The organism is Streptomyces sp. NPDC020845, assembly GCF_044334165.1.
Taxonomy (GTDB): Bacteria; Actinomycetota; Actinomycetes; order Streptomycetales; family Streptomycetaceae; genus Streptomyces.
Genome location: NZ_JBIRSJ010000001.1, coordinates 569,604 through 590,258 on the forward strand (window position 1 = coordinate 569,604; position 20,655 = coordinate 590,258).

At 72.9% G+C, this 20,655-nt stretch carries 2 protein-coding genes (1 of these 2 cut by a window edge); both read left to right on the forward strand.

Annotated elements, in window-relative coordinates:
- Positions 1–9,679, forward strand: the 3' end of a protein-coding gene (locus tag ACH4U7_RS01985; protein WP_398526080.1) for a type I polyketide synthase. Its footprint begins 22,931 nt before the window's first position; 9,679 of the gene's 32,610 nt are visible here — the last part of the coding sequence; the start codon falls outside the window, past its left edge; it ends in the stop codon at positions 9,677–9,679.
- 50 nt (positions 9,680–9,729) lie between these two features.
- Positions 9,730–20,655, forward strand: a complete 10,926-nt coding sequence (locus ACH4U7_RS01990; protein ID WP_398526081.1) for a type I polyketide synthase — start codon at positions 9,730–9,732, stop codon at positions 20,653–20,655.

A 20,655-nucleotide genomic window follows, 5' to 3' on the forward strand; every position in this document is an offset into this window, starting at 1 on the left:
CCGGGCGTTCCGCGACGTCGGGTTCGACTCGCTGACCGCGGTCGACCTGCGCAACCGGGTGGCCAGGGCCACCGGTCTGACACTCCCGAGCACCCTGGTCTTCGACTACCCGAGCCCGGTGGCCCTGGTGGAGTTCCTGCGGTCGCGGATCGTGGGCTCGGCCGTGGCGACGCGGCCGGGCACGCCCGCCCCCACGGTCTCCACGGCCTCCGAGGAGCCGATCGCGATCATCGGTATGGCCTGCCGCTTCCCCGGCGGGATCGGCTCGCCGGAGCAGCTGTGGGAGGTGGTCGCGGGCGGACAGGACGTCATCTCCGAGTTTCCCGCCGACCGTGGCTGGGATGCCGAGCGGCTGTACGACCCGGACCCGGACAAGCCCGGTAAGACGTACTCGACGCGCGGTGGCTTCCTGCACGACGCCGCGGAGTTCGACGCGGGCTTCTTCGGTATCTCGCCGCGTGAGGCGCTGGCCATGGACCCGCAGCAGCGGCTGCTGCTGGAGACCTCCTGGGAGGCGTTCGAGCGGGCCGGTATCGACCCCGCGTCGGTCAGGGGCAGCCTGACGGGCACGTTCATCGGCTCCAGCTACCAGGACTACGGCTTCGGCCCGCACACCGGTTCGGAGGGGTCGGAGGGCTATATGCTCACCAGTTCGGTGCCGAGCGTGCTGTCGGGCCGCATCTCGTATCTGTTCGGCCTCGAGGGCCCGGCGGTCACCCTGGACACCGCGTGCTCCTCGTCGCTGGTGGCGCTGCACCTCGCGTGCCAGTCGCTGCGCAACGGCGAGAGCACGCTGGCGCTGGCCGGTGGTGTCACGGTGATGACCACCCCCGGCTCGTTCCTGGCCTTCAGCCGCCAGCGCGGGATGGCCGCGGACGGCCGCTGCAAGGCGTTCGCCGAATCGGCCGACGGGATGAGCCTGTCCGAGGGCGTGGGGCTGCTCCTGGTGGAGCGGCTGTCGGACGCCCGGCGCAACGGCCACCCCGTGCTTGCGGTGGTACGCGGCTCGGCGATCAACCAGGACGGAGCGTCGAACGGTCTGACCGCGCCCAACGGCCCCTCGCAGCAGCGGGTGATCGGCCAGGCGCTGACCAACGCCCAGCTGACCGCGAACGACATCGACGCGGTCGAGGCGCACGGCACGGGGACCACCCTGGGCGACCCGATCGAGGCCCAGGCCCTGCTCGCCACCTACGGACAGGAGCGCGAACGGCCCCTGCTGCTCGGCTCGGTCAAGTCCAACCTCGGCCACACCCAGCTGGCCGCCGGCGCCGCGAGCGTGATCAAGATGGTCATGGCGATGCGGTACGGCGTACTGCCCAAGACGCTGCACATCGACGAGCCGACGTCGCATGTGGACTGGTCGTCCGGTGCGGTGGAGCTGCTGACCGAGCAGGCCGCGTGGCCGGAGACGGGGCACCCGCGCCGGGTCGGCATCTCGGCGTTCGGCATCAGCGGCACCAATGCCCACGCCATCCTGGAGCAGGGCCCGCGGCCGGAGGCCGACGACGGCCCGGTGACATCTCCCGTGCCCGCTCGGGCGCCGGGTGTCGTACCGGTGGTGGTGTCGGGCAAGTCGGAGGAGGCGCTGCGGGCGCAGGCGGCGCGGGTGGTCGCCCATGTCGAGGAGGAGCCGTCCGGTCTCGGGCTGGTGGATCTGGCGTATTCGCTGGCGACGACGCGCTCCGGATTCGAGCGCCGTGGTGTGGTGCTCGCGGGGGCGCGGCCTGAGGCCGTGGCGGGTCTGCGGGCCGTGGCGTGCGGCGAGTCCGATGTGAATCTGGTGCAGGGCGCGGCCCGTGAGGATCGCGTGGTCGCGTTCCTGTTCTCGGGCCAGGGCAGTCAGCGGGCCGGGATGGGCCGCGAGCTGTACGAGGACTTCCCGGTGTTCGCCGAGGCGTTGGACGAGGTGTGCGCGCACCTGGACGCCCATCTGGACCGTCCGCTGCGTGAGGTGCTGTTCGCGGAGGCGGGTTCGGCCGAGGCGGAGCTGCTGGATGAGACGGCCTGGACCCAGCCGGCGCTGTTCGCGGTGGAAGTGGCGCTGTTCCGGCTGGTGGAGTCCTGGGGAGTGCGGCCGGACTACGTGGCCGGGCATTCGGTCGGGGAGATCGCCGCGGCGCATGTGGCCGGGGTGTTCTCGCTGGCGGACGCGTGCACGCTGGTGGCGGCGCGGGCCCGGCTGATGGGCGAGCTGCCGTCGGGCGGGGCGATGGTGTCCCTCCAGGCGACCGAGGATGAGGTCACTCCGTACCTCGGGGAGAGGGTGTCGATCGCCGCGGTGAACGGGCCGCGTTCGGTGGTGATCTCCGGCGAAGAGGCTCCCGTGCTGGACATCGCCACCCGGTTTGCGGAAGAGGGCCGTAAGACTAGGCGTTTGCGGGTCTCGCATGCGTTTCACTCGGTTCTGATGGACGGGATGGTGGCGGAATTCGGGCGGGTGGCCCGGGGCCTGGCCTATGGCGCCCCGGTGGTGCCACTGGTATCCGGCCTGACCGGTGAGCCGGTCACGGCGGAGCTGGTGGGTGCGCCGGAGTACTGGGTGCGGCAGGTGCGCGAGGCCGTGCGGTTCGCCGATGGGGTGCGCTGGCTGGATGGGCGTGGCGTGAGCGCGTATCTGGAGATCGGCCCCGATGGTGTGCTGTCGGCGATGGCTCAGGAAAGCCTCTCGGCGCAGTCCCCGGCCGCCACCGTGGTGGCCTCCGCGCTGCGGAAGGGTGCGGAGGAGGAGCGGGCGGTGGTCACCGCGCTGGCCCGGCTGTACGCCCACGGGGTGGAGGTCGACTGGCCGGCGTTCTTCGCGGGCACCGGTGCCCACCGGATCGACCTCCCGACCTACGCCTTCCAGCACCAGCGCTACTGGCCGGAGGTTCTGGCACCGGCACCCGCCGCTGACGCCGACCTCACGGACGCGGACGCGGACTTCTGGGCCGTGGTCGAGGGGGAGGACCTGGAGTTGCTGGCCTCGCGGCTGGAGGTCGACGGCGACTCGCTCGGCGCGGTGCTTCCCGCGCTGACCACTTGGCGCCGCCGCCGGCGTGAGCAGTCGGTCGTGGACGCCTGGCGCTACCGGGTCAGCTGGACACCGCTGGCCGACCCGACCCCCCAGGCCCAGCGCGGCAGCTGGCTCGTGGTCGTCCCGGCCGACCAGGCGGACGACGCATGGGTGACCTCCGTGGCCGAGGCCACGCCCACCCCGGCGGTACGTGTCGAGATCACCGAGCCGGACCGCGCCGCACTGGCCGACCGGCTGCGTGAGGTGGCGGCGGAATCGGGCCCGTTCGCGGGCGTACTCTCCCTGCTCGGAGCGTACGAGCACGCCGTCGACGGATACTCGGGCGTACCGGCGGGCGTGGCCCTGACGACCACTTTGGTGCAGGCGCTGGGCGACGCGGGCATCGAGTCGCCGCTGTGGGCCGCCACCCGGGGCGCGGTGTCGGTGAGCCGCTCGGACACCGCACCGAGCCCGGCCCAGGCCGCCGTCTGGGGCCTCGGCCGGGTCGCGGCGCTGGAGTACCCGGGGCGCTGGGGCGGGCTCATCGACCTGCCCGGCACCCTGGACCGGCCCGTCGGCCGACGGCTGGCCGCCGTGCTGTCCGGCGCCGGTGACGAGGATCAGATCGCGGTGCGGTCCTCCGGCCTCTTCGGTCGGCGCGTCGTCCCCTGCCCGGCTGAACTGGACGTGGACGAGACCGGCTTCACCGCCACCGGAACGGTCCTGATCACCGGTGGCACCGGCGGTCTGGGCGGCCATGTGGCCCGCTGGCTCGCCCGCTGCGGTGCCGAGCACCTGGTGCTGACCAGCCGTCGTGGCCCCGACGCCCCCGGCGCCCGCGAACTGCGCCATGAACTCAACGAGTTGGGCGCACGGGTCACGATCGCCGCCTGCGACGTGTCCGACCGGGAGGCGCTGGCGGCCGTGCTGGCCGGCATCCCCGACGACAGCCCCCTGACAGGCGTCGTACACACCGCGGGCATCGCCCAGGCCGCCGCGCCGCTGGACGGCGCGAGCGACGCCGAGACGGCCGAGGTGATGACCGCCAAGGTCGTCGGCGCGGCCAATCTCGACTCGCTGCTCGGCGACCGTGACCTGGACTTCTTCGTGCTCTTCTCCTCGGTCGCCGCCACCTGGGGCAGCGGCGGACAGGGCGCGTACGGCGCGGCCAACGCCTATCTGGACGCGCTGGCCGAGGCTCGTACGGCCCGGAGGCTGACGGCGACATCCGTGGCCTGGGGCGCGTGGGCCGACGGCGGAATGGCGGCGGCCGACGGTGCCCAGGACTATCTGGCGCGCCGCGGACTGATCCTCATGGCAGCGGAGACCGCCATCGCCGGGCTGAGCAGCGCCCTGCGGAACCGGGACGTGACCGTCGCGGTCGCCGACGTCGACTGGGACCAGTTCGCCCCCGCCTTCACCCTGGCCCGGCCGAGCGCGCTGCTGCGCGACCTGCCCGCGGTACGCCGCGCGCTCACCGCGGACGTGCCCACGCGGTACGACGACGCGTCGCTGGCCTCGCTGCGCGGACGGCTGCGGGCCATGGCGGACGACGACGAACGGCTCGACGCGCTGCTCGGCGTCGTCCGGGAGCAGGTGGCCCTGGTGCTCGGCCACTCGGGCGGGGACGCCATCGAGGCGGACCGGGCCTTCAAGGACCTCGGCTTCGACTCGCTGACGGCGGTGGAACTGCGCAATCGGCTCGCCACCGCGACCGGCCTGCCCCTGCCCACCACCCTGGTCTTCGACTACCCGTCCCCGGCAGCGCTCGTCGACCACCTCCGCGCCGAACTGCTCGGGGAGCGGCCCGACCCGGGCGGCGCGGCCCTCCCCGCCGCCTCCATCGGTATCGTGGACGACCCGATCGCGATCGTCGGGATGAGCTGCCGCTACCCGGGCGGCGTCCGGTCGCCCGAGGACCTGTGGCGCCTGGTGACCGAGGGGCGCGACGCGATCTCGCCGTTCCCGGCCGACCGGGGCTGGAACCTCGACGCGGACACCGCTTTCGAGGGCGGATTCGTCCACGACGCCACCGAGTTCGACGCCCGGTTCTTCGGCATCTCACCGCGTGAGGCGCTGGCGATGGACCCGCAGCAGCGGCTGCTGCTGGAGTCCGCGTGGGAGGTGTTCGAGCGGGCCGGAATCGACCCGGCGGGGCTGCGCGGCAGCGACGCGGGCGTCTTCATCGGCGCCACCGGCGGCGGCTATGTCGCCCCCCAGGAGTCGCTTGGCCACATGATGACCGGCCAGGCGACGAGCGTGGTGTCCGGCCGGCTGTCGTACACCTTCGGCCTGGAGGGCCCGGCGGTCACGGTGGACACCGCGTGCTCCTCCTCCCTGGTGGCGATGCATATGGCGATGCAGGCGCTGCGTGGCGGCGAATGCTCCCTGGCCCTGGCCGGTGGTGTGACGGTGATGTCCAGCCCGGCCGGGTTCGCGGAGTTCCGGCAGCAGGGCGGACTGGCGCAGGACGGCCGGTGCAAGTCCTTCGCGGAGGGTGCCGACGGGACCGGCTGGTCGGAGGGTGTCGGCCTGGTGGTGCTTGAGCGGCTGTCGGATGCGCGGCGCAACGGGCATGAGGTGCTTGCGGTGGTGCGGGGTTCGGCGGTGAATCAGGACGGTGCGTCGAATGGTCTGACGGCGCCGAACGGTCCGTCGCAGCAGCGGGTGATCCGTCAGGCGCTGGCCAACGCCGGTCTGGCCCCGGCGGAGGTGGACGCGGTCGAGGCGCACGGTACGGGCACCACGCTGGGTGACCCGATCGAGGCCCAGGCGCTGCTCGCCACCTACGGACGGGACCGTGAGCTGCCCCTGCGGCTCGGCTCCATCAAGTCGAACATAGGCCACACCCAGTCCGCTTCGGGCGTCGCCGGTGTGATCAAGATGGTGATGGCGATGCGTCACGGGACGCTCCCCAAGACGCTCCACGTGGACGCGCCGTCCACGCATGTGGACTGGGCCAGTGGTGCGGTTGAGCTGCTGACCGAGGCCGTGGAGTGGCCGGAGCACGGGCGTCCGCGCCGGGCCGGTGTCTCCTCCTTCGGCATGAGCGGCACCAACGCCCACGCCATCCTGGAGCAGGCGCCCGAGGACGCGGTGGCCGCCGAGAGCGCGGACGACGACGCTCCCGCCGTCGACGCGGTAACGGTGCCGTGGGTGGTGTCGGCGAGGACGGCCGAGGCGCTGCGTGGACAGGCGATCAGCCTGCTGTCCCACGCGGAGAGCCACCCCGAGGCGACGCCGACCGACATCGGCCACTCGCTGCTCTCCACCCGGTCGGTGTTGGAGCACCGGGCGGTGGTGGTCGGTGGTGACCGTGAGGAGTTGCTGTCGGGCCTGCGTGCTCTGGGCGATGACGATCCCGCGGTGGGTGTGGTGCGTGGGGTTGCCGACGTCGAGGGGAAGTCGGTGTTCGTCTTCCCGGGGCAGGGTTCGCAGTGGGCGGGTATGGGTGCCCGGTTGTTGGACGAGTCCCCGGTGTTCGCGGAACGGCTGGCCGAGTGTGCTGCGGCTCTGGCGCCGTTCATCGACTGGTCGCTGATGGACGTCGTACGGCAGGTTGAGGGTGCGCCGTCGCTGGAGCGGGTTGATGTGGTGCAGCCGGTGTCGTGGGCGGTGATGGTCTCGCTCGCGGCCATGTGGCGTTCGCATGGAGTGGAGCCGGACGCGGTGGTGGGGCACTCGCAGGGTGAGATCGCCGCCGCGTGTGTCGCGGGTGCGCTGTCGCTGGAGGACGGCGCCCGGGTGGTCGCACTGCGCAGCCAGGCCATCGCGCGCCGGCTTGCCGGTGCCGGTGGTATGGCGTCGGTGCCGCTGCCGGTCGCCGAGGTCGAGGCGCGGCTGGAGCGCTGGGACGGCCGGGTGTCGATCGCGGCCGTGAACGGCCCCCAGTCGGTCGTGGTGTCGGGTGACCAGCAGGCCCTGGATGAGCTGGTCGAGGAGCTGACGGGCGAGGAGGTACGTATCCGGCGGATCGCCGTGGACTACGCCTCCCACTCCGCCCACGTCGAGGAGCTTCACGAGGAGCTGCTGGCGGAGCTCGCGCCGGTCGCTCCGCGCACAGCGGAGGTCCCGTTCCTGTCCACGGTGACCGGACAGTGGCTCGAAGGTGGTGAGCTGGGCGCGGACTACTGGTACCGCAATCTGCGGCGGACGGTGGGCTTCGAGCCCGCCGTACGGGAGCTGCTGGCCCGGCGCCATCGGGCGTTCATCGAGATCAGCGCCCATCCCGTACTCACCGTCGCGGTCCAGGAGACCGTCGACGACGTCGACGAGACCGCCGTGGTCGCCGGCACGCTGCGCCGTGACCAGGGGGGACTGGACCGCTTCGCCCTGTCGCTGGCCGAGCTCTTCGTCCGTGGTGTGCACACCGGCTGGGCCGGTTTCTTCACCGCGACCGGCGCACGCCGTATCGAACTGCCGACCTACGCGTTCCAGCGGCAGCGGTTCTGGCCCGAGGCGGCCGAGACCGAGCCGCTGCCCGGTGACAAGGAAGCGGTGGACGCGGAGTTCTGGGCCGCCGTCGAAGAGGAGGAGCTGGAGTCCCTGGCCGCGCGGCTGGAGGTCGACACCGACTCGCTCGGCGCCGTGCTGCCCGCGCTGTCGTCGTGGCGGCAGCAGCGGCGCGAGCGTTCCACGGTCGACGGTTGGCGCTACCGGACCATATGGAAGCCCGTGACCGCGCAGGCCGCCGCCCCGTCGGGCACCTGGCTGGTGGTCGTACCGCAGGGCCTGGCCGACGACCCGTGGGTGTCCGCCCTGGCGGACGCGGCGGGAGCCGGCGCGGTGCGGCTGGAGGTCGGGGACGCCGATCGCGCCGCACTGGCCGACCGACTGGCGTCCTACGTCGCCCATCGCGTCGGTGGCCCGGACGGCGTGGGTGGCCCAGGCGGCCCGGGCGGCGCGGAGTTCGCGGGTGTGCTGTCGCTGCTGGCGCTGAGTGAATCGGCCCTTCCCGAGCACCCGTCGGTCCCGGCCGGAGTGGTGCTGACCGCGACCCTGATGCAGGCCCTGGGCGACGCGGGGATCGAGGCGCCGGTGTGGGCGGTCACCCGGGGCGCGGTGTCGCTGGGCCACTCGGACCGGGCGACGGCCCCGCTGCAGAACGCCGTCTGGGGCCTTGGCCGGGTCGCGGCACTGGAGTACCCGCGCAGCTGGGGCGGCCTGATCGACCTGCCCGCCGACCTGGACGACCGGATCATCGGCCGCTTCGCGGGTGCGCTGGCCGCCCCCGCGGGGGAGGACCAGCTCGCGATCCGCTCCACCGGCGTGTTCGGCAGGCGGATGGTGCAGGCCCCGGCCGAGGCGTCGGACCAGCCGTGGCAGCCCAGCGGTACGGTCCTCATCACCGGCGGCACGGGAGCGCTGGGCGGACACGTCGCCCGGTGGCTGGCCGGCAACGGCGCCGAGCATCTGCTGCTGACCAGCCGTCGTGGCCCCGACGCCCCCGGCGCGGACGAACTGCGCGCCGAGCTGAGCGCCCTGGGCGCCCGGGTCACCATCGCCGCATGCGACGTGGCCGACCGGGACGCGCTGGCCGCCCTCTTGGCCACCGTCCCGGCCGAGCACCCGCTGACCGGCGTCGTTCACACGGCAGGTGTGCTCGACGACGGCCTGATGGACGGGCTCACCCCCGAGCGCTACGAGCCGGTCTTCCGCTCGAAGGTGGCGTCGGCGCTGCTGCTGGACGAGCTGACCCGCGATCTGGACCTGGCGGTGTTCGCCCTGTTCGCCTCGTCCTCCGGTGCGCTCGGCAGCCGTGGCCAGGCGAACTACGCCGCGGCCAACGCCGTACTCGACGCCCTGGCCGAGCGGCGCCGCGCCGATGGCCTCGCCGCCACCTCGGTGGCGTGGGGTCTGTGGGCCGGCGCCGGAATGGCCGCCGACACCCCGGTGGAGGCGGTGTCCCAGCGAGCCGGTGTGCTCGCGATGGACCCGCAGCTCGCGGTGGTGGCGCTGGCCCAGTTGGTCACCGGCGTGGAGCCGACCGCCTTCGTCTCGGCCCTCGCATGGGACCGGTTCGCGCCGACCTTCAGCGCGGTCCGGCCGAGCCCGCTGCTGAGCGAGATCCCCGAGGCCCGGCGCGCCATGCGGGCGGTGTCCGACGAGGCCACCGACGGGGCCGGCGAGTCGCTGCGTGAGCGGCTGGCGCGGATGCCCGAGCCGGAGCGTGTCTCGGCCGTCGTGGGGCTCGTACGTAAGACGGCCGCGGCGGTGCTCGGGTACGACTCGGCCGACGCGGTCGAGTCCGGCGTGCCGTTCCGCGACCTCGGCTTCGACTCGCTGACCGCGGTGGAGTTCAGCAACCGGCTGGCCGCCGCCACGCAGCTGCGGCTGAAGCGGGCGCTGGTGTTCGACTACCCGAGCCCGACCGCGCTCTCGCAGCACCTGCTGGAGCAGTTGCTGCCGGCCGGCACGGCGGACGACACGGCCACGGCCACGGCCGGTGGCGCGGGCGGCCAGGGCCAGGTGCTCGCCGAGATCGACCGGCTGGAGGCCACGCTGGCCACCGCCACCACCCACCGGGAGACCCGACTCCAGGTCCGGGAACGGCTGACCAAGCTGCTCGCCCAGTGGGGCGACGAGGACCTGGACGGTGGCCCGGGCGGAGTCGACGAGCAGCTGCTCCAGGCGTCCGACGAGGAGGTGTTCGACTTCATCGGCAAGGAGTTCGGCATCTCCTGACACCGGCATCCCTCCCCGACACCGCGGCCATTGAATTGAGAGAGATTCAGATGGAAAACGAAGACAAGCTCCGTTACTTTCTCAAGAGGGTGACCGCCGACCTCCATGAGACCCGGCAGCGCCTGCGTGAAGCCGAGTCCGGGCGGCATGAGCCGGTCGCCATCGTGGGCATGGGATGCCGCTTCCCCGGCGGAGTGGACGGCCCCGAGTCGCTGTGGGAACTGCTGGCCGAGGGGCGGGACGCCATCTCGCCCTTCCCGGCCGACCGGGGCTGGGACACCGACGCGGTGTACGACCCGGAGGAGCGGCAACGGGGCACCTCCTACGTCCGCGAGGGCGGATTCCTCACGGACGTAGGGGGCTTCGACCCCGCGTTCTTCGGGATCTCCCCGCGCGAAGCGCTGGTGATGGACCCCCAGCAGCGGCTGCTGCTCGAAGTGTGCTGGGAGGCCCTGGAAAGAGCCCAGATCGATCCCCTGTCGCTGCGCGGCAGCCGTACCGGCGTGTTCGTCGGCAGCAACGGCCAGGGCTACGGCCGGCTCGCGGCCCGCAGCGAGGGCGCGGTGGACTACATGACCACCGCCACCACCTCCAGCGCGCTGTCCGGGCGGGTGTCATACGTACTGGGCCTCGAGGGCCCGGCGCTCACCGTGGACACCGCGTGCTCATCGTCCCTGGTCTCGCTGCACCTGGCCGCGCAGGCGCTGCGCCAGGGCGAGTGCTCGATCGCCTTGGCCGGTGGCGCGACGGTGATGGCCGACCCCGGCCTGTTCATCGGGTTCAGCAGGCAGGGCGGGCTGGCCGCGGACGGCCGCTGCCGTACCTTCGCGGCAGGGGCGAGCGGCACCGCGTGGGGGGAGGGCGCCGGGATCCTCGTGCTGGAGCGGCTGGCCGACGCCCGCGCCAACGGGCATCGCGTACTCGCTGTGATCAGCGGCAGCGCGGTGAACCAGGACGGCGCGTCGAACGGCCTGACCGCGCCCAACGGGCCCGCGCAGGAGCGGGCCATCCTCGCCGCTCTGACGAGTGCCGGGCTGACCACCGACGACGTGGACGCGGTGGAGGCGCACGGCACCGCCACCCCGCTGGGCGACCCGATCGAGGCGGAGGCGCTGCTGGCCACGTACGGCCAGGGCCGTACCGCCGATCCGCTGTGGCTCGGCTCGATCAAGTCCAACATGGGCCACACCCAGGCGGCCGCGGGCGTGGCGGGCGTCATGAAGATGGTGCTGGCCATCGAGCACGGCCTGCTGCCGAAGTCGCTGCACATCGACGAGCCGACGCCCGCCGTGGACTGGACCGGCGGAGCGGTGTCGCTGCTGGCGGAGGCGCGCCCGTGGCCGCTGACGGGGCGGCCCCGCCGCGCCGGAGTGTCGTCCTTCGGGGTCAGCGGTACCAACGCACACCTCATCGTCGAGCAGGCCCCGCAGCTCGCCGAGCCGCCCGTGTCTGCCGAGCCATCTGCGCCCGCGGAGCCATCCGTGCCGGCCGAACCCCCGGTGGCCGCCTCGGCACCGGCGCCGGCCTCGGCCGCGGCGCCTCCCGTGCTCGCCTACCCGCTGTCGGCGCGTACCGGCCAGGCCCTGCGGGCACAGGCCGGTCGTCTGCTGGCACACCTGGACGCCCACCCCGACACCGCCACCGCCGATATCGGCCTGTCCCTGGCGACGACCCGGGCCACGCTCCAGCACCGGGCGGCCGTGGTCGCCGCCGACCGGGACGAACTGCGGACCGCCCTCACCGCCCTCGCCGAGGGCGCACCCGCCCCCGGCGCACCCGCCCCCGGCGTGGTCCAGGGCGTCGCGGGCGATGGTCACCTGGCCTTCCTGTTCACCGGGCAGGGCGCGCAGCGCATCGGCATGGGCCTGGAACTCCGCCGCGGCCACCCCGTGTTCGCCGAGACGTGGGACGCCGTGGCCGCCGAGCTGGACAAGCATCTCGACCAGCCCTTGGACAGCGTCGTACACGGAGCGGACCAGAGTCTCCTCGACCGGACGATGTATGCCCAAGCGGGCCTGTTCGCCCTGGAAGTGGCCCTGTTCCGGCTGCTTGAGTCCTGGGGAACACGCCCCGACTACCTCCTGGGCCATTCGATCGGCGAGCTCGCGGCGGCCCACGTGGCGGGGGTGTTCGACCTTCCCGACGCCTGTGCTCTCGTGGCCGCGCGCGGCCGGCTGATGCAGGCGCTGCCCGGGGACGGGGCGATGGTGGCGCTGCGCGCCCGCGAGGACGAGGTGTTGCCGCTGCTGGACGAACGGGTGGCGGTCGCCGCGGTCAACGGGCCCGAGTCCGTGGTGGTCTCCGGTGACGCCGAGGCCGTCGACCGGCTCGCGGACCACTTCCGCGCCCTGGGCCGCAAGACCAGGCGGCTCCAGGTGAGCCACGCCTTCCACTCCCCGCTGATGGAACCGATGCTGGCCGACTTCGAGAAGGTCGCCCGCGGTCTGTCGTACGGGCCACCGGCCATCACCGTGATCTCCGATGTCACCGGCGAGGCGGCGAACTCCGAGCAGCTGGCCGACCCCGCGTACTGGGTGTCCCACGTACGCCGGACGGTGCGCTTCTACGACGGTGTCCGCTGGCTGGCCGACCGGGATGTCACCAGGTACGTCGAACTGGGCCCGGACGGAACACTCTCGGCGATGGCGCAGGAGTCCATCGGCCGTGAGAGCGCGCTCTGTATTCCCCTGCTGCGCGAGGGCCGCCCCGAGCCCCGCACCCTGCTCACCGCCGTGGCCCGGCTCCATGTGAACGGCGTGTCCCCCGACTGGGCAGCGGTCTTCGCCGGCTCCGGCGCACACCACGTCGAGTTGCCCACCTACGCCTTCCAGAACGAGCACTACTGGCTCAACCCGCCACCCGAAGAGCCCGGCGCGGACCGGCTCGGGCTCACCCCGGCGCGACACCCGCTCCTCGGCGCCCGGCTGGCCCTGGCCGAGGACGACGGCCACGTCTTTACGTGCCACCTGTCGACGCGCGCCACCCCCTGGCTCGCCGATCATGTGATCGCGGGTTCGGTGCTGTTCCCCGGCACGGCCTTCGTCGAACTGGCCCTGCATGCCGGACACGAGGTCGGCTGCCCGCTGCTGGAAGAGCTCACCATCCACGCGCCCGTACCGCTGCCCGAGGGCGGCGGCGCCCGGCTGCAGATCCTGGTGGGCGGCCCGGACGAGGCCGGCCGCAGGCCGCTGACCGTGTACGCGCGCCCGGACGACGGGCCCGGCGACACGGACGACGGCGCGGAGTGGATCCGACACGCCGTGGGCACGCTCGCGCCGGGCGGGCAGGCCGCCACCGAACCGCTCACGGCGTGGCCACCGGCCGGCGCGGACCCGATCGACCTCGACGGCTACTACGACCGGCTCGCGGAAGCCGGCTCCGACTACGGTCCCGCGTTCCGGGGGCTGCGCGCGGCGTGGCGCCTGGGCGACGAGGTGTTCGCCGATATCGAGCTGGACCGGGAACACCACGCCGCGGCCGAGACCTTCGGGGTGCACCCGGCGCTGCTGGACGCCGCCCTGCACGCCATGGGCGGGCTGCGCCAGGACCAGGGGCCGGGCGCCCGGATCCCGTTCGCCTGGCAGGACGTGGCCCTGCACGCCGTCGGCGCGTCGTCCCTGCGGGTACGGCTGACTCCTACCGGCTCCGACGGCGTGTCGGTGCTGGCCGCCGACACGGCGGGCCAACCGGTCGCCACCATCGGCTCGCTGGTGCTGCGGCCCGCGTCCCCGGTCGACGGCATGTCGCGCCGCGGGCTGCGCGACTCGCTGTTCGGCGTCGACTGGCTGCCGGTGACCACCGGACCCGCCGAGGCCGAAGAGACACCGGCCGACGCCGGGGACACACCGGCGGCCGGCGGGGGCACACCGGCCGGCGAGGCCTGGGCGGTGATCGGTCCCGAAGGGACCGCGCTGGCCGACGCCGCCGATGCCCGGCACCCGACCCTGGCCGACCTCGCCGACGCGGTCGACGAGGGAGCGCCGACTCCCGCGTACGTCCTCGTCGACCGCCCCGCACCACCCGGAGACCTGCCGGCGGCGGTGCGCGAGGCGCTGTACGACACGCTCGCGCTGGTCAAGGAATGGCTGGCCGACGAACGATTCACCGCCTCCCGGCTCGTGGTGGTCACCCGGGCGGCCGTCTCGGTTCGGCCCGCCGAGGACGTCGTGGCACCGGCGCTCGCCCCGGTGTGGGGGCTGCTGGCCTCGGCGCAGGCCGAGCATCCGGGCCGGATCGTCCTGGCCGACTTGGCCGACCTGACCGATCTGACCGGCGCCGACGGCCGCCCGGCCGATGCCGCTGCGCTCCGCGCCTCGCTGGCGTCCGGCGAACCCCGTATCGCCGTGCGTGGCGGCGAGGTCTACGCCCCCCGACTGACGCGACTCGCCGCCCCCGGCGGGGAGGCGGCGTCCTGGGCCGACGCGGCGGGCACCGTGCTCATCACCGGCGGCACCGGCGGCCTCGGCAGCCTGGTGGCGCGTCACCTGGTGGCCCGACACGGCGTACGCCATCTGCTGCTGACCAGTCGGCGCGGCCTCGACACGCCCGGCGCCACCCGGCTGTGCGATGAACTGGCCGCCGAAGGCGCACAGGTCGCCGTCGCCGCCTGCGACGTATCCGACCGGGCCGCACTGGCGGACCTGCTCGACTCCGTACCGGCCGACCGGCCGCTCACGGCCGTGGTGCACACGGCGGGGGTGCTCGACGACGCGACCATCGAATCGCTCACCCCGGAGCGGGTTGACACCGTGCTGCGGCCCAAGGTCGACGCCGCGTGGAATCTGCACGAGCTCACCGGGGACCTCTCCGCGTTCGTCCTCTTCTCCGCGGCCGCCGGCCTCCTCGGCGGGCTCGGCCAAGGCAACTACGCGGCGGCCAACACCTTCCTCGACGCGCTCGCCCAGCACCGCCGGGCCCAGGGGCTGCCCGCCGTCTCCCTCGCCTGGGGTGCTTGGCAGCCCCAGGCAGGTCGGCCAGGCGGAATGACCGGCACCCTCACCGACACCGACCTCGATCGGATGAGCCGCCACGGCACCCGGATGATCTCCGCCGAGCAGGGTCTTGAACTTCTCGACGCCGCGCTGTCCGTCGACCGCGCCGTGGTGGCGCCGTTCCGGCTCGACACGGCGACCCTTGAGAAGCTGTCCGACGTCCCGCCGCTCCTGCGCCATCTCGTACGGGGCCCGGCGCGCCGCGCCGCACACCGCGGCGCGCCCGAACCCACGGAACTCGCGGCCCGGCTCGCCGGCGCGGCTGAGACCGAACGGCCTCGCATCCTCCTCGAGCTGGTGCGCGGTCAGGTGGCCGCGGTCCTCGGATACGCGGCCACCTCCCAGATCGAGGAGGACCAGGCGTTCAAGGACCTCGGCTTCGACTCGCTCACCGCACTCGAACTGCGCAACGGCCTCAACGCGGCGACCGGGCTGCGGCTGTCCGCCACCTTGATCTTCGACTATCCGACGGTCCGCGAGCTCGCCGGACATCTGCACGACGAGCTGGTGGTGCCCGGCAGCGCGGTGCACACCGCCGCGTCCGCGGCCGGACCGGCGCGCCCGGCCGTGCCCGCGGACGACGACCCGATCGCCATCGTCTCGATGAGCTGCCGCTACCCCGGCGGCGTACGGTCGCCCGCCGACCTGTGGGACCTCGTCCTCGCGGACCGGGAAGGGATCTGCGGGTTCCCCGACGACCGGGGCTGGAACCTGGAGTCCCTTTACGACGCCGACCCCGAACACCAGGGCACCACCTACACCCGGGAAGGCGGCTTCCTCGACGACGCGGGCGCCTTCGACGCGGGCTTCTTCGGCATCTCCCCCCGTGAGGCGCTGGCGATGGATCCGCAGCAGCGGCTGCTGCTGGAGACGTCCTGGGAGGCACTGGAACGGGCCGGGCTCGACCCGCTGTCCCTGCGCGGCAGCGACACCGGCGTCTTCGCCGGGATCATGTACCACGACTACGCGAGCGGCGACGCCGAGTTCCCGCCGGAGTCCCTGGGCTTCCTCGGCACTGGCTCGGCCGGGAGCGTGCTCTCCGGGCGGATCTCCTACACCCTCGGCTTCCAGGGACCGGCGCTGACGGTGGACACCGCCTGCTCCTCGTCGCTGGTCGCGCTCCATCTCGCCACCCAGGCGCTGCGGCAGGGCGAGTGCTCCATGGCACTTGCGGGCGGTGTGACGGTCATGGCCGGCCCGGAGACCTTCCTCGACTTCGGAGCGCAGGGCGGCCTGGCCGCCGACGGCCGCTGCAAGTCCTTCGCTGACGCGGCCGACGGGGTGAGCTGGGCCGAGGGGGTCGGCGTCGTGGTCCTGGAGCGGCTGTCCGACGCGCACCGCAACGGCCACCCGGTGCTCGCCCTGGTCCGCGGCTCCGCCGTCAACCAGGACGGCGCGTCCAACGGTCTGACCGCCCCCAACGGCCCCGCGCAGCAGCGGGTCATCCGGCAGGCCCTCGCGAGCGCGGGGCTGTCGGCCGCCGACGTCGACGCCGTGGAAGGACACGGCACCGGCACCACGCTGGGCGACCCGATCGAGGCCCAGGCGCTCCTGGCCACCTACGGACAGGACCGCGCCCCCGATCAGCCGCTGCTGCTGGGATCGATCAAGTCGAACCTCGGCCACACCCAGGCGGCCGCGGGGGTGGCCGGCGTGGTCAAGATGGTGCAGGCGATGCACCACGGCCTGCTGCCGCGCACCCTGCACGTGGACCAGCCGTCCTCCCATGTGGACTGGTCGGCCGGCGGCGTGGCGCTGCTCACCGAGCCCACGCCGTGGCCGGAGACCGGCGGCCCGCGCCGCGCGGCGGTGTCGTCCTTCGGGATCAGCGGAACGAACGCACACATCATCCTGGAACAGGCGCCGCCGTCCCGGCACCAGCCGACACGGCCCACCTCCACCGTAGAGCGGCCGGAACCCGTTCTCGTGCCGTGGTTGCTGTCGGCCAAGACGCCGGAGGCGCTGCGGGCACAGGCAGCCGCGCTGCTGCCCCTCGTAGCCTACTCGGCGGACTCGGCCGATCCGCGCCCGCGTTCGCTGGACATCGGATACTCATTGGCCACCTCGCGCTCGGCCTTCGAACACCGCGCTGTGGTCCTCGCCGAGGATCCGGCGGACGTCCGGCAGGCGCTGACCGCGCTGTCCCGCGGCGAGACCGCGGCCTCGCTGGTCGTGGGCGATACGCGTGCGGGCGGTTCGACCGCGTTCCTCTTCGCCGGACAGGGCTCTCAGCGGCTGGGGATGGGGCGGGAACTGGCCGACCGCTTCCCCGCGTTCGCCGCCGCCCTGGATCCGGTGCTCGACGAGCTGGACCGCCACCTTCTCCGACCCGTCCGGGAGGTGCTGTGGGGCTCGGACGACCAGCTGCTCGACCGCACCGACTTCGCCCAGGCCGCGCTCTTCGCCATCGAGGTGGCCCTGTTCCGGCTGGTGGAGTCGTGGGGCCTGCGGCCGGACCACGTGGCGGGGCACTCGATCGGCGAGATCGCCGCCGCGCATGTGGCCGGTGTCCTGTCCCTCGCGGACGCCTGCGCTCTGGTGGCCGCCCGCGGCTGGCTGATGTCCGAACTGCCCCCCGGCGGCGCGATGGTGGCCCTGCAGGTGGCGGAGGACGAGGTGTCCGCCCTGGTCAGTGACCGAGTGAGTATCGCAGCGGTCAACGGTCCCCGGTCGGTGGTGATGTCCGGCGACAAGGACGTGATCGACGAGATCGCGGCGCGGTTCGGCGCCGAGGGGCGCAGGACCCGCATGCTGCGGGTGTCGCATGCGTTCCACTCGGTGCTGATGGAGCCGATGCTCGACCGGTTCCGGGCCGTGGCCGAGGGGCTGACCTACCACACGCCCACGATCCCGCTCGTCTCGAGCGTCACGGGCACGGCCGCGGACCCGGAAGACCTCTGCTCCGCCGAGTACTGGGTGCGGCATGTCCGGGCCACCGTACGGTTCGCCGACACCGTCCGCTTCCTCGCGGACCAGGGCGTCTCGCGCTTTGTGGAGCTGGGCCCGGACGGTTCCTTGAGCGCGGCGGCCCAGGAGTCGGTGACCTCCGATACGGCGGTGTTCGTCCCCCTCGTACGCAAGGACCGGCCGGAGCCCGCCGCCGCGCTCACCGCGCTCGGGCGACTGCATGCCCACGGTGCGTCGGTGGACTGGTCCGCGTTCTTCGCGGACAGCGGCGCCCGGCGGATCGACCTGCCCACCTATCCGTTCCAGCACGAGCGCTACTGGGCCAAGAGGCGGCGCGGTGTGGGTGATCCGGTGTCGTTGGGGTTGGGTGTGGTGGGGCATCCGGTGTTGGGTGCGGTGGTGGTGTCGGCGGGTTCGGATGGGGTGGTGTTGACGGGTCGGTTGTCGCGGGAGGGGCAGGGGTGGGTGGTTGATCATGAGGTGTTGGGTGCGGTGTTGTTGCCGGGTACGGGGTTTGTGGAGTTGGTGGTGCGGGCTGGGGATGAGGTGGGTTGTGGGGTGGTTGAGGAGTTGATGTTGGGTGCTCCGTTGGTGGTGCCGGAGCGGGGTGGTGTGCAGGTGCAGGTGGTGGTGGGTGATGAGGGGGTTGGTGGTCGGCGTTCGGTGCGGGTGTTTTCGCGGGTGGATGAGGATGCGGGGTGGGTGTTGCATGCGGAGGCGACGGTGTTGCCGGGGTCGGTTGTCCCGGCCGCCGATCTCACGCAATGGCCGCCTCCCGGCGCGGTCGCGGCCGACGTGGCGGGCGCGTACGACCGGCTCAGGGACTTCGGCTTCCACTACGGTCCGGCGTTTCGGGGGTTGCGGGCGGCGTGGCGGCGTGGTGACGAGGTGTTCGCCGAGGTGGTGTTGGACGAGTCGGCTCATGCGGACGCGCGCCGTTTTGGTCTGCACCCCGCGCTCCTGGACGCGGCCATGCACGCACCCATGGTGATCGCCGACCGAAGCGGCAGTGGCGAGGGCACCTTCCTGCCCTTCGTCTGGAATCAGGTGTCGTTGCATGCGTCGGGTGCGACGCGGTTGCGGGTGCGGTTGACGCGTCCGGGGAAGGATGCGTTGGCGCTGGAGGTGGCTGATGAGGGTGGTCGGCCGGTGTTGTCGGTGGGGTCGATGGTGGGGCGTCCGGTGACGGCTGAGCAGTTGGGTTCGGCGGATGGCGCGGGGTTGTTGGAGGTGGAGTGGCGTCCGGTGGCCGTGGAGCCGGGCGGCGAGGTGTCGTGGGTCGGCTGGGATGTGGTGGCTGCTGAGGCCGAGGGTGCTGAGGCCGAGGGTGCTGAGTCCGAGGTGGTCGTGCTGGATTGCGGCGGTGTCGTAGGTGACGAGGTGCCGTTGGTGGTGCGGTCGGTGGTGGATCGGGTGTTGGGTGCGGTGCGGGGTGTGTTGGTGGGTGGTTCGCGGTTGGTGGTGGTGACGCGGGGTGGGGTTGCGGTGTCGTCGGGGGAGGGGGTGGTGGTGTCGCAGGCTCCGGTGTGGGGGTTGGTGCGTGCTGCGGAGGCGGAGAATCCGGGGCGTTTTGTGCTGCTGGATCTGGCGGAGGGTGAGGATGTGGCGGGGGTGCTGCCGTCGGTGGTGGCCGGCGGTGAACCCGAGGTGGCATGGCGTAAGGGAGAAGCGCTGGTACCTCGGTTCAGGCGTCGGGAAGCAGCGGAAGCGGGTGCGCCGCCGTTCGGCGATGGTGCCGGAACGGTGCTCGTGACAGGTGGCACCGGCGGTCTCGGCGCAGTGGTGGCCCGTCATCTGGTGGAAGAACACGGCGTACGTCATCTGCTGCTGGTCTCCCGCCGGGGGCCGGCCGCGCAGGGTGCGGACGTGCTGCGGGATGAGCTGGCGGAGCTGGGCGCGTCGGTGGTCGTGGCGGGCTGTGATGTCGCGGACCGGGCGTCGGTGGAGCAGCTGCTGGCTTCCGTTCCTCCGGAGCGTCCGCTGACCGCCGTGATTCATGCGGCCGGTGTGGGTGACAGCGGTTTGGTCGGGTCGTTGACGGCTGAGCAGTGGGATGGAGTGCTGCGGCCGAAGGTGGATGCGGCGTGGCATCTGCATGAGCTGACTCGGGATATGCCGCTGACCGCGTTTGTGTTGTTCTCGTCGATCGGTGGTTCGGTGGCGGCGGCGGGTCAGGCGAATTACGCGGCGGCGAATGTGTTCCTGGACGCTCTCGCCCAGCAACGGCACGAGGAGGGCCTGCCCGCAACCTCCGTGGCCTTCGGCCTGTGGTCCGGCGCGGGTGCCGGTCAGGCGCTCGGCGAGGTGGACATCTCCCGGCTGCGGCGCCAGGGTCTGCCACCGCTGTCGGTCGCGGAGGGGTTGCGGGGCTTCGACGCGGCGCTGGCCTCCGGGGCGGCGACGGTGACGGCCTCGCGGGTGGACACCGCTGCCCTGCGTACTCGTAGGGGCGAGATTCCCGCGCTGTTGCGCGGGTTGGTCCCGGCGTCGCGCAGGCTGAGCCGACAGGCCGCGGGCGGCGGTGACGCCGACGGCCTCAAGCGGCAGCTGTCCGGGCTGGACGCACAGGAACGGGCGCGGGTGCTGACCGACATGGTGCGCGGCCATGTCGCCACGGTGCTCGGACACGGGTCGGCCGAGACGGTCGATCCGGACCGCAACTTCGGTGAAATCGGGCTCGACTCGCTGACCGCGGTGGAACTGCGCAACCAGCTCAACGCGGCGACCGGACTCCGGCTGCCCGCCACCTTGGTCTTCGACTACCCCACCGCGCGGGACATCGCCACGTTCGTGGGTTCGGAGCTCGTACCTGAGGCGGCCGACACCGACGCAGTGGGACACGAGGAGCGGGTGCGCCGCGTACTGACCAGCATCCCGCTCAGCAGGCTGCGCGATGCCGGCCTGCTGGACACCCTGCTGGAACTCGGTGGAGCCACCGCCACGCCGCGGGACGGGGCCGAGGACGCGGACGGGTCCGACCAGCCCGGCTCGATCGACGCGATGGACAAGAACGATCTGATCGACATGGCGTTCAACAGCCTTGGCCTTGAGGGTGCCACCTGGGAAGAGGGTAACTGA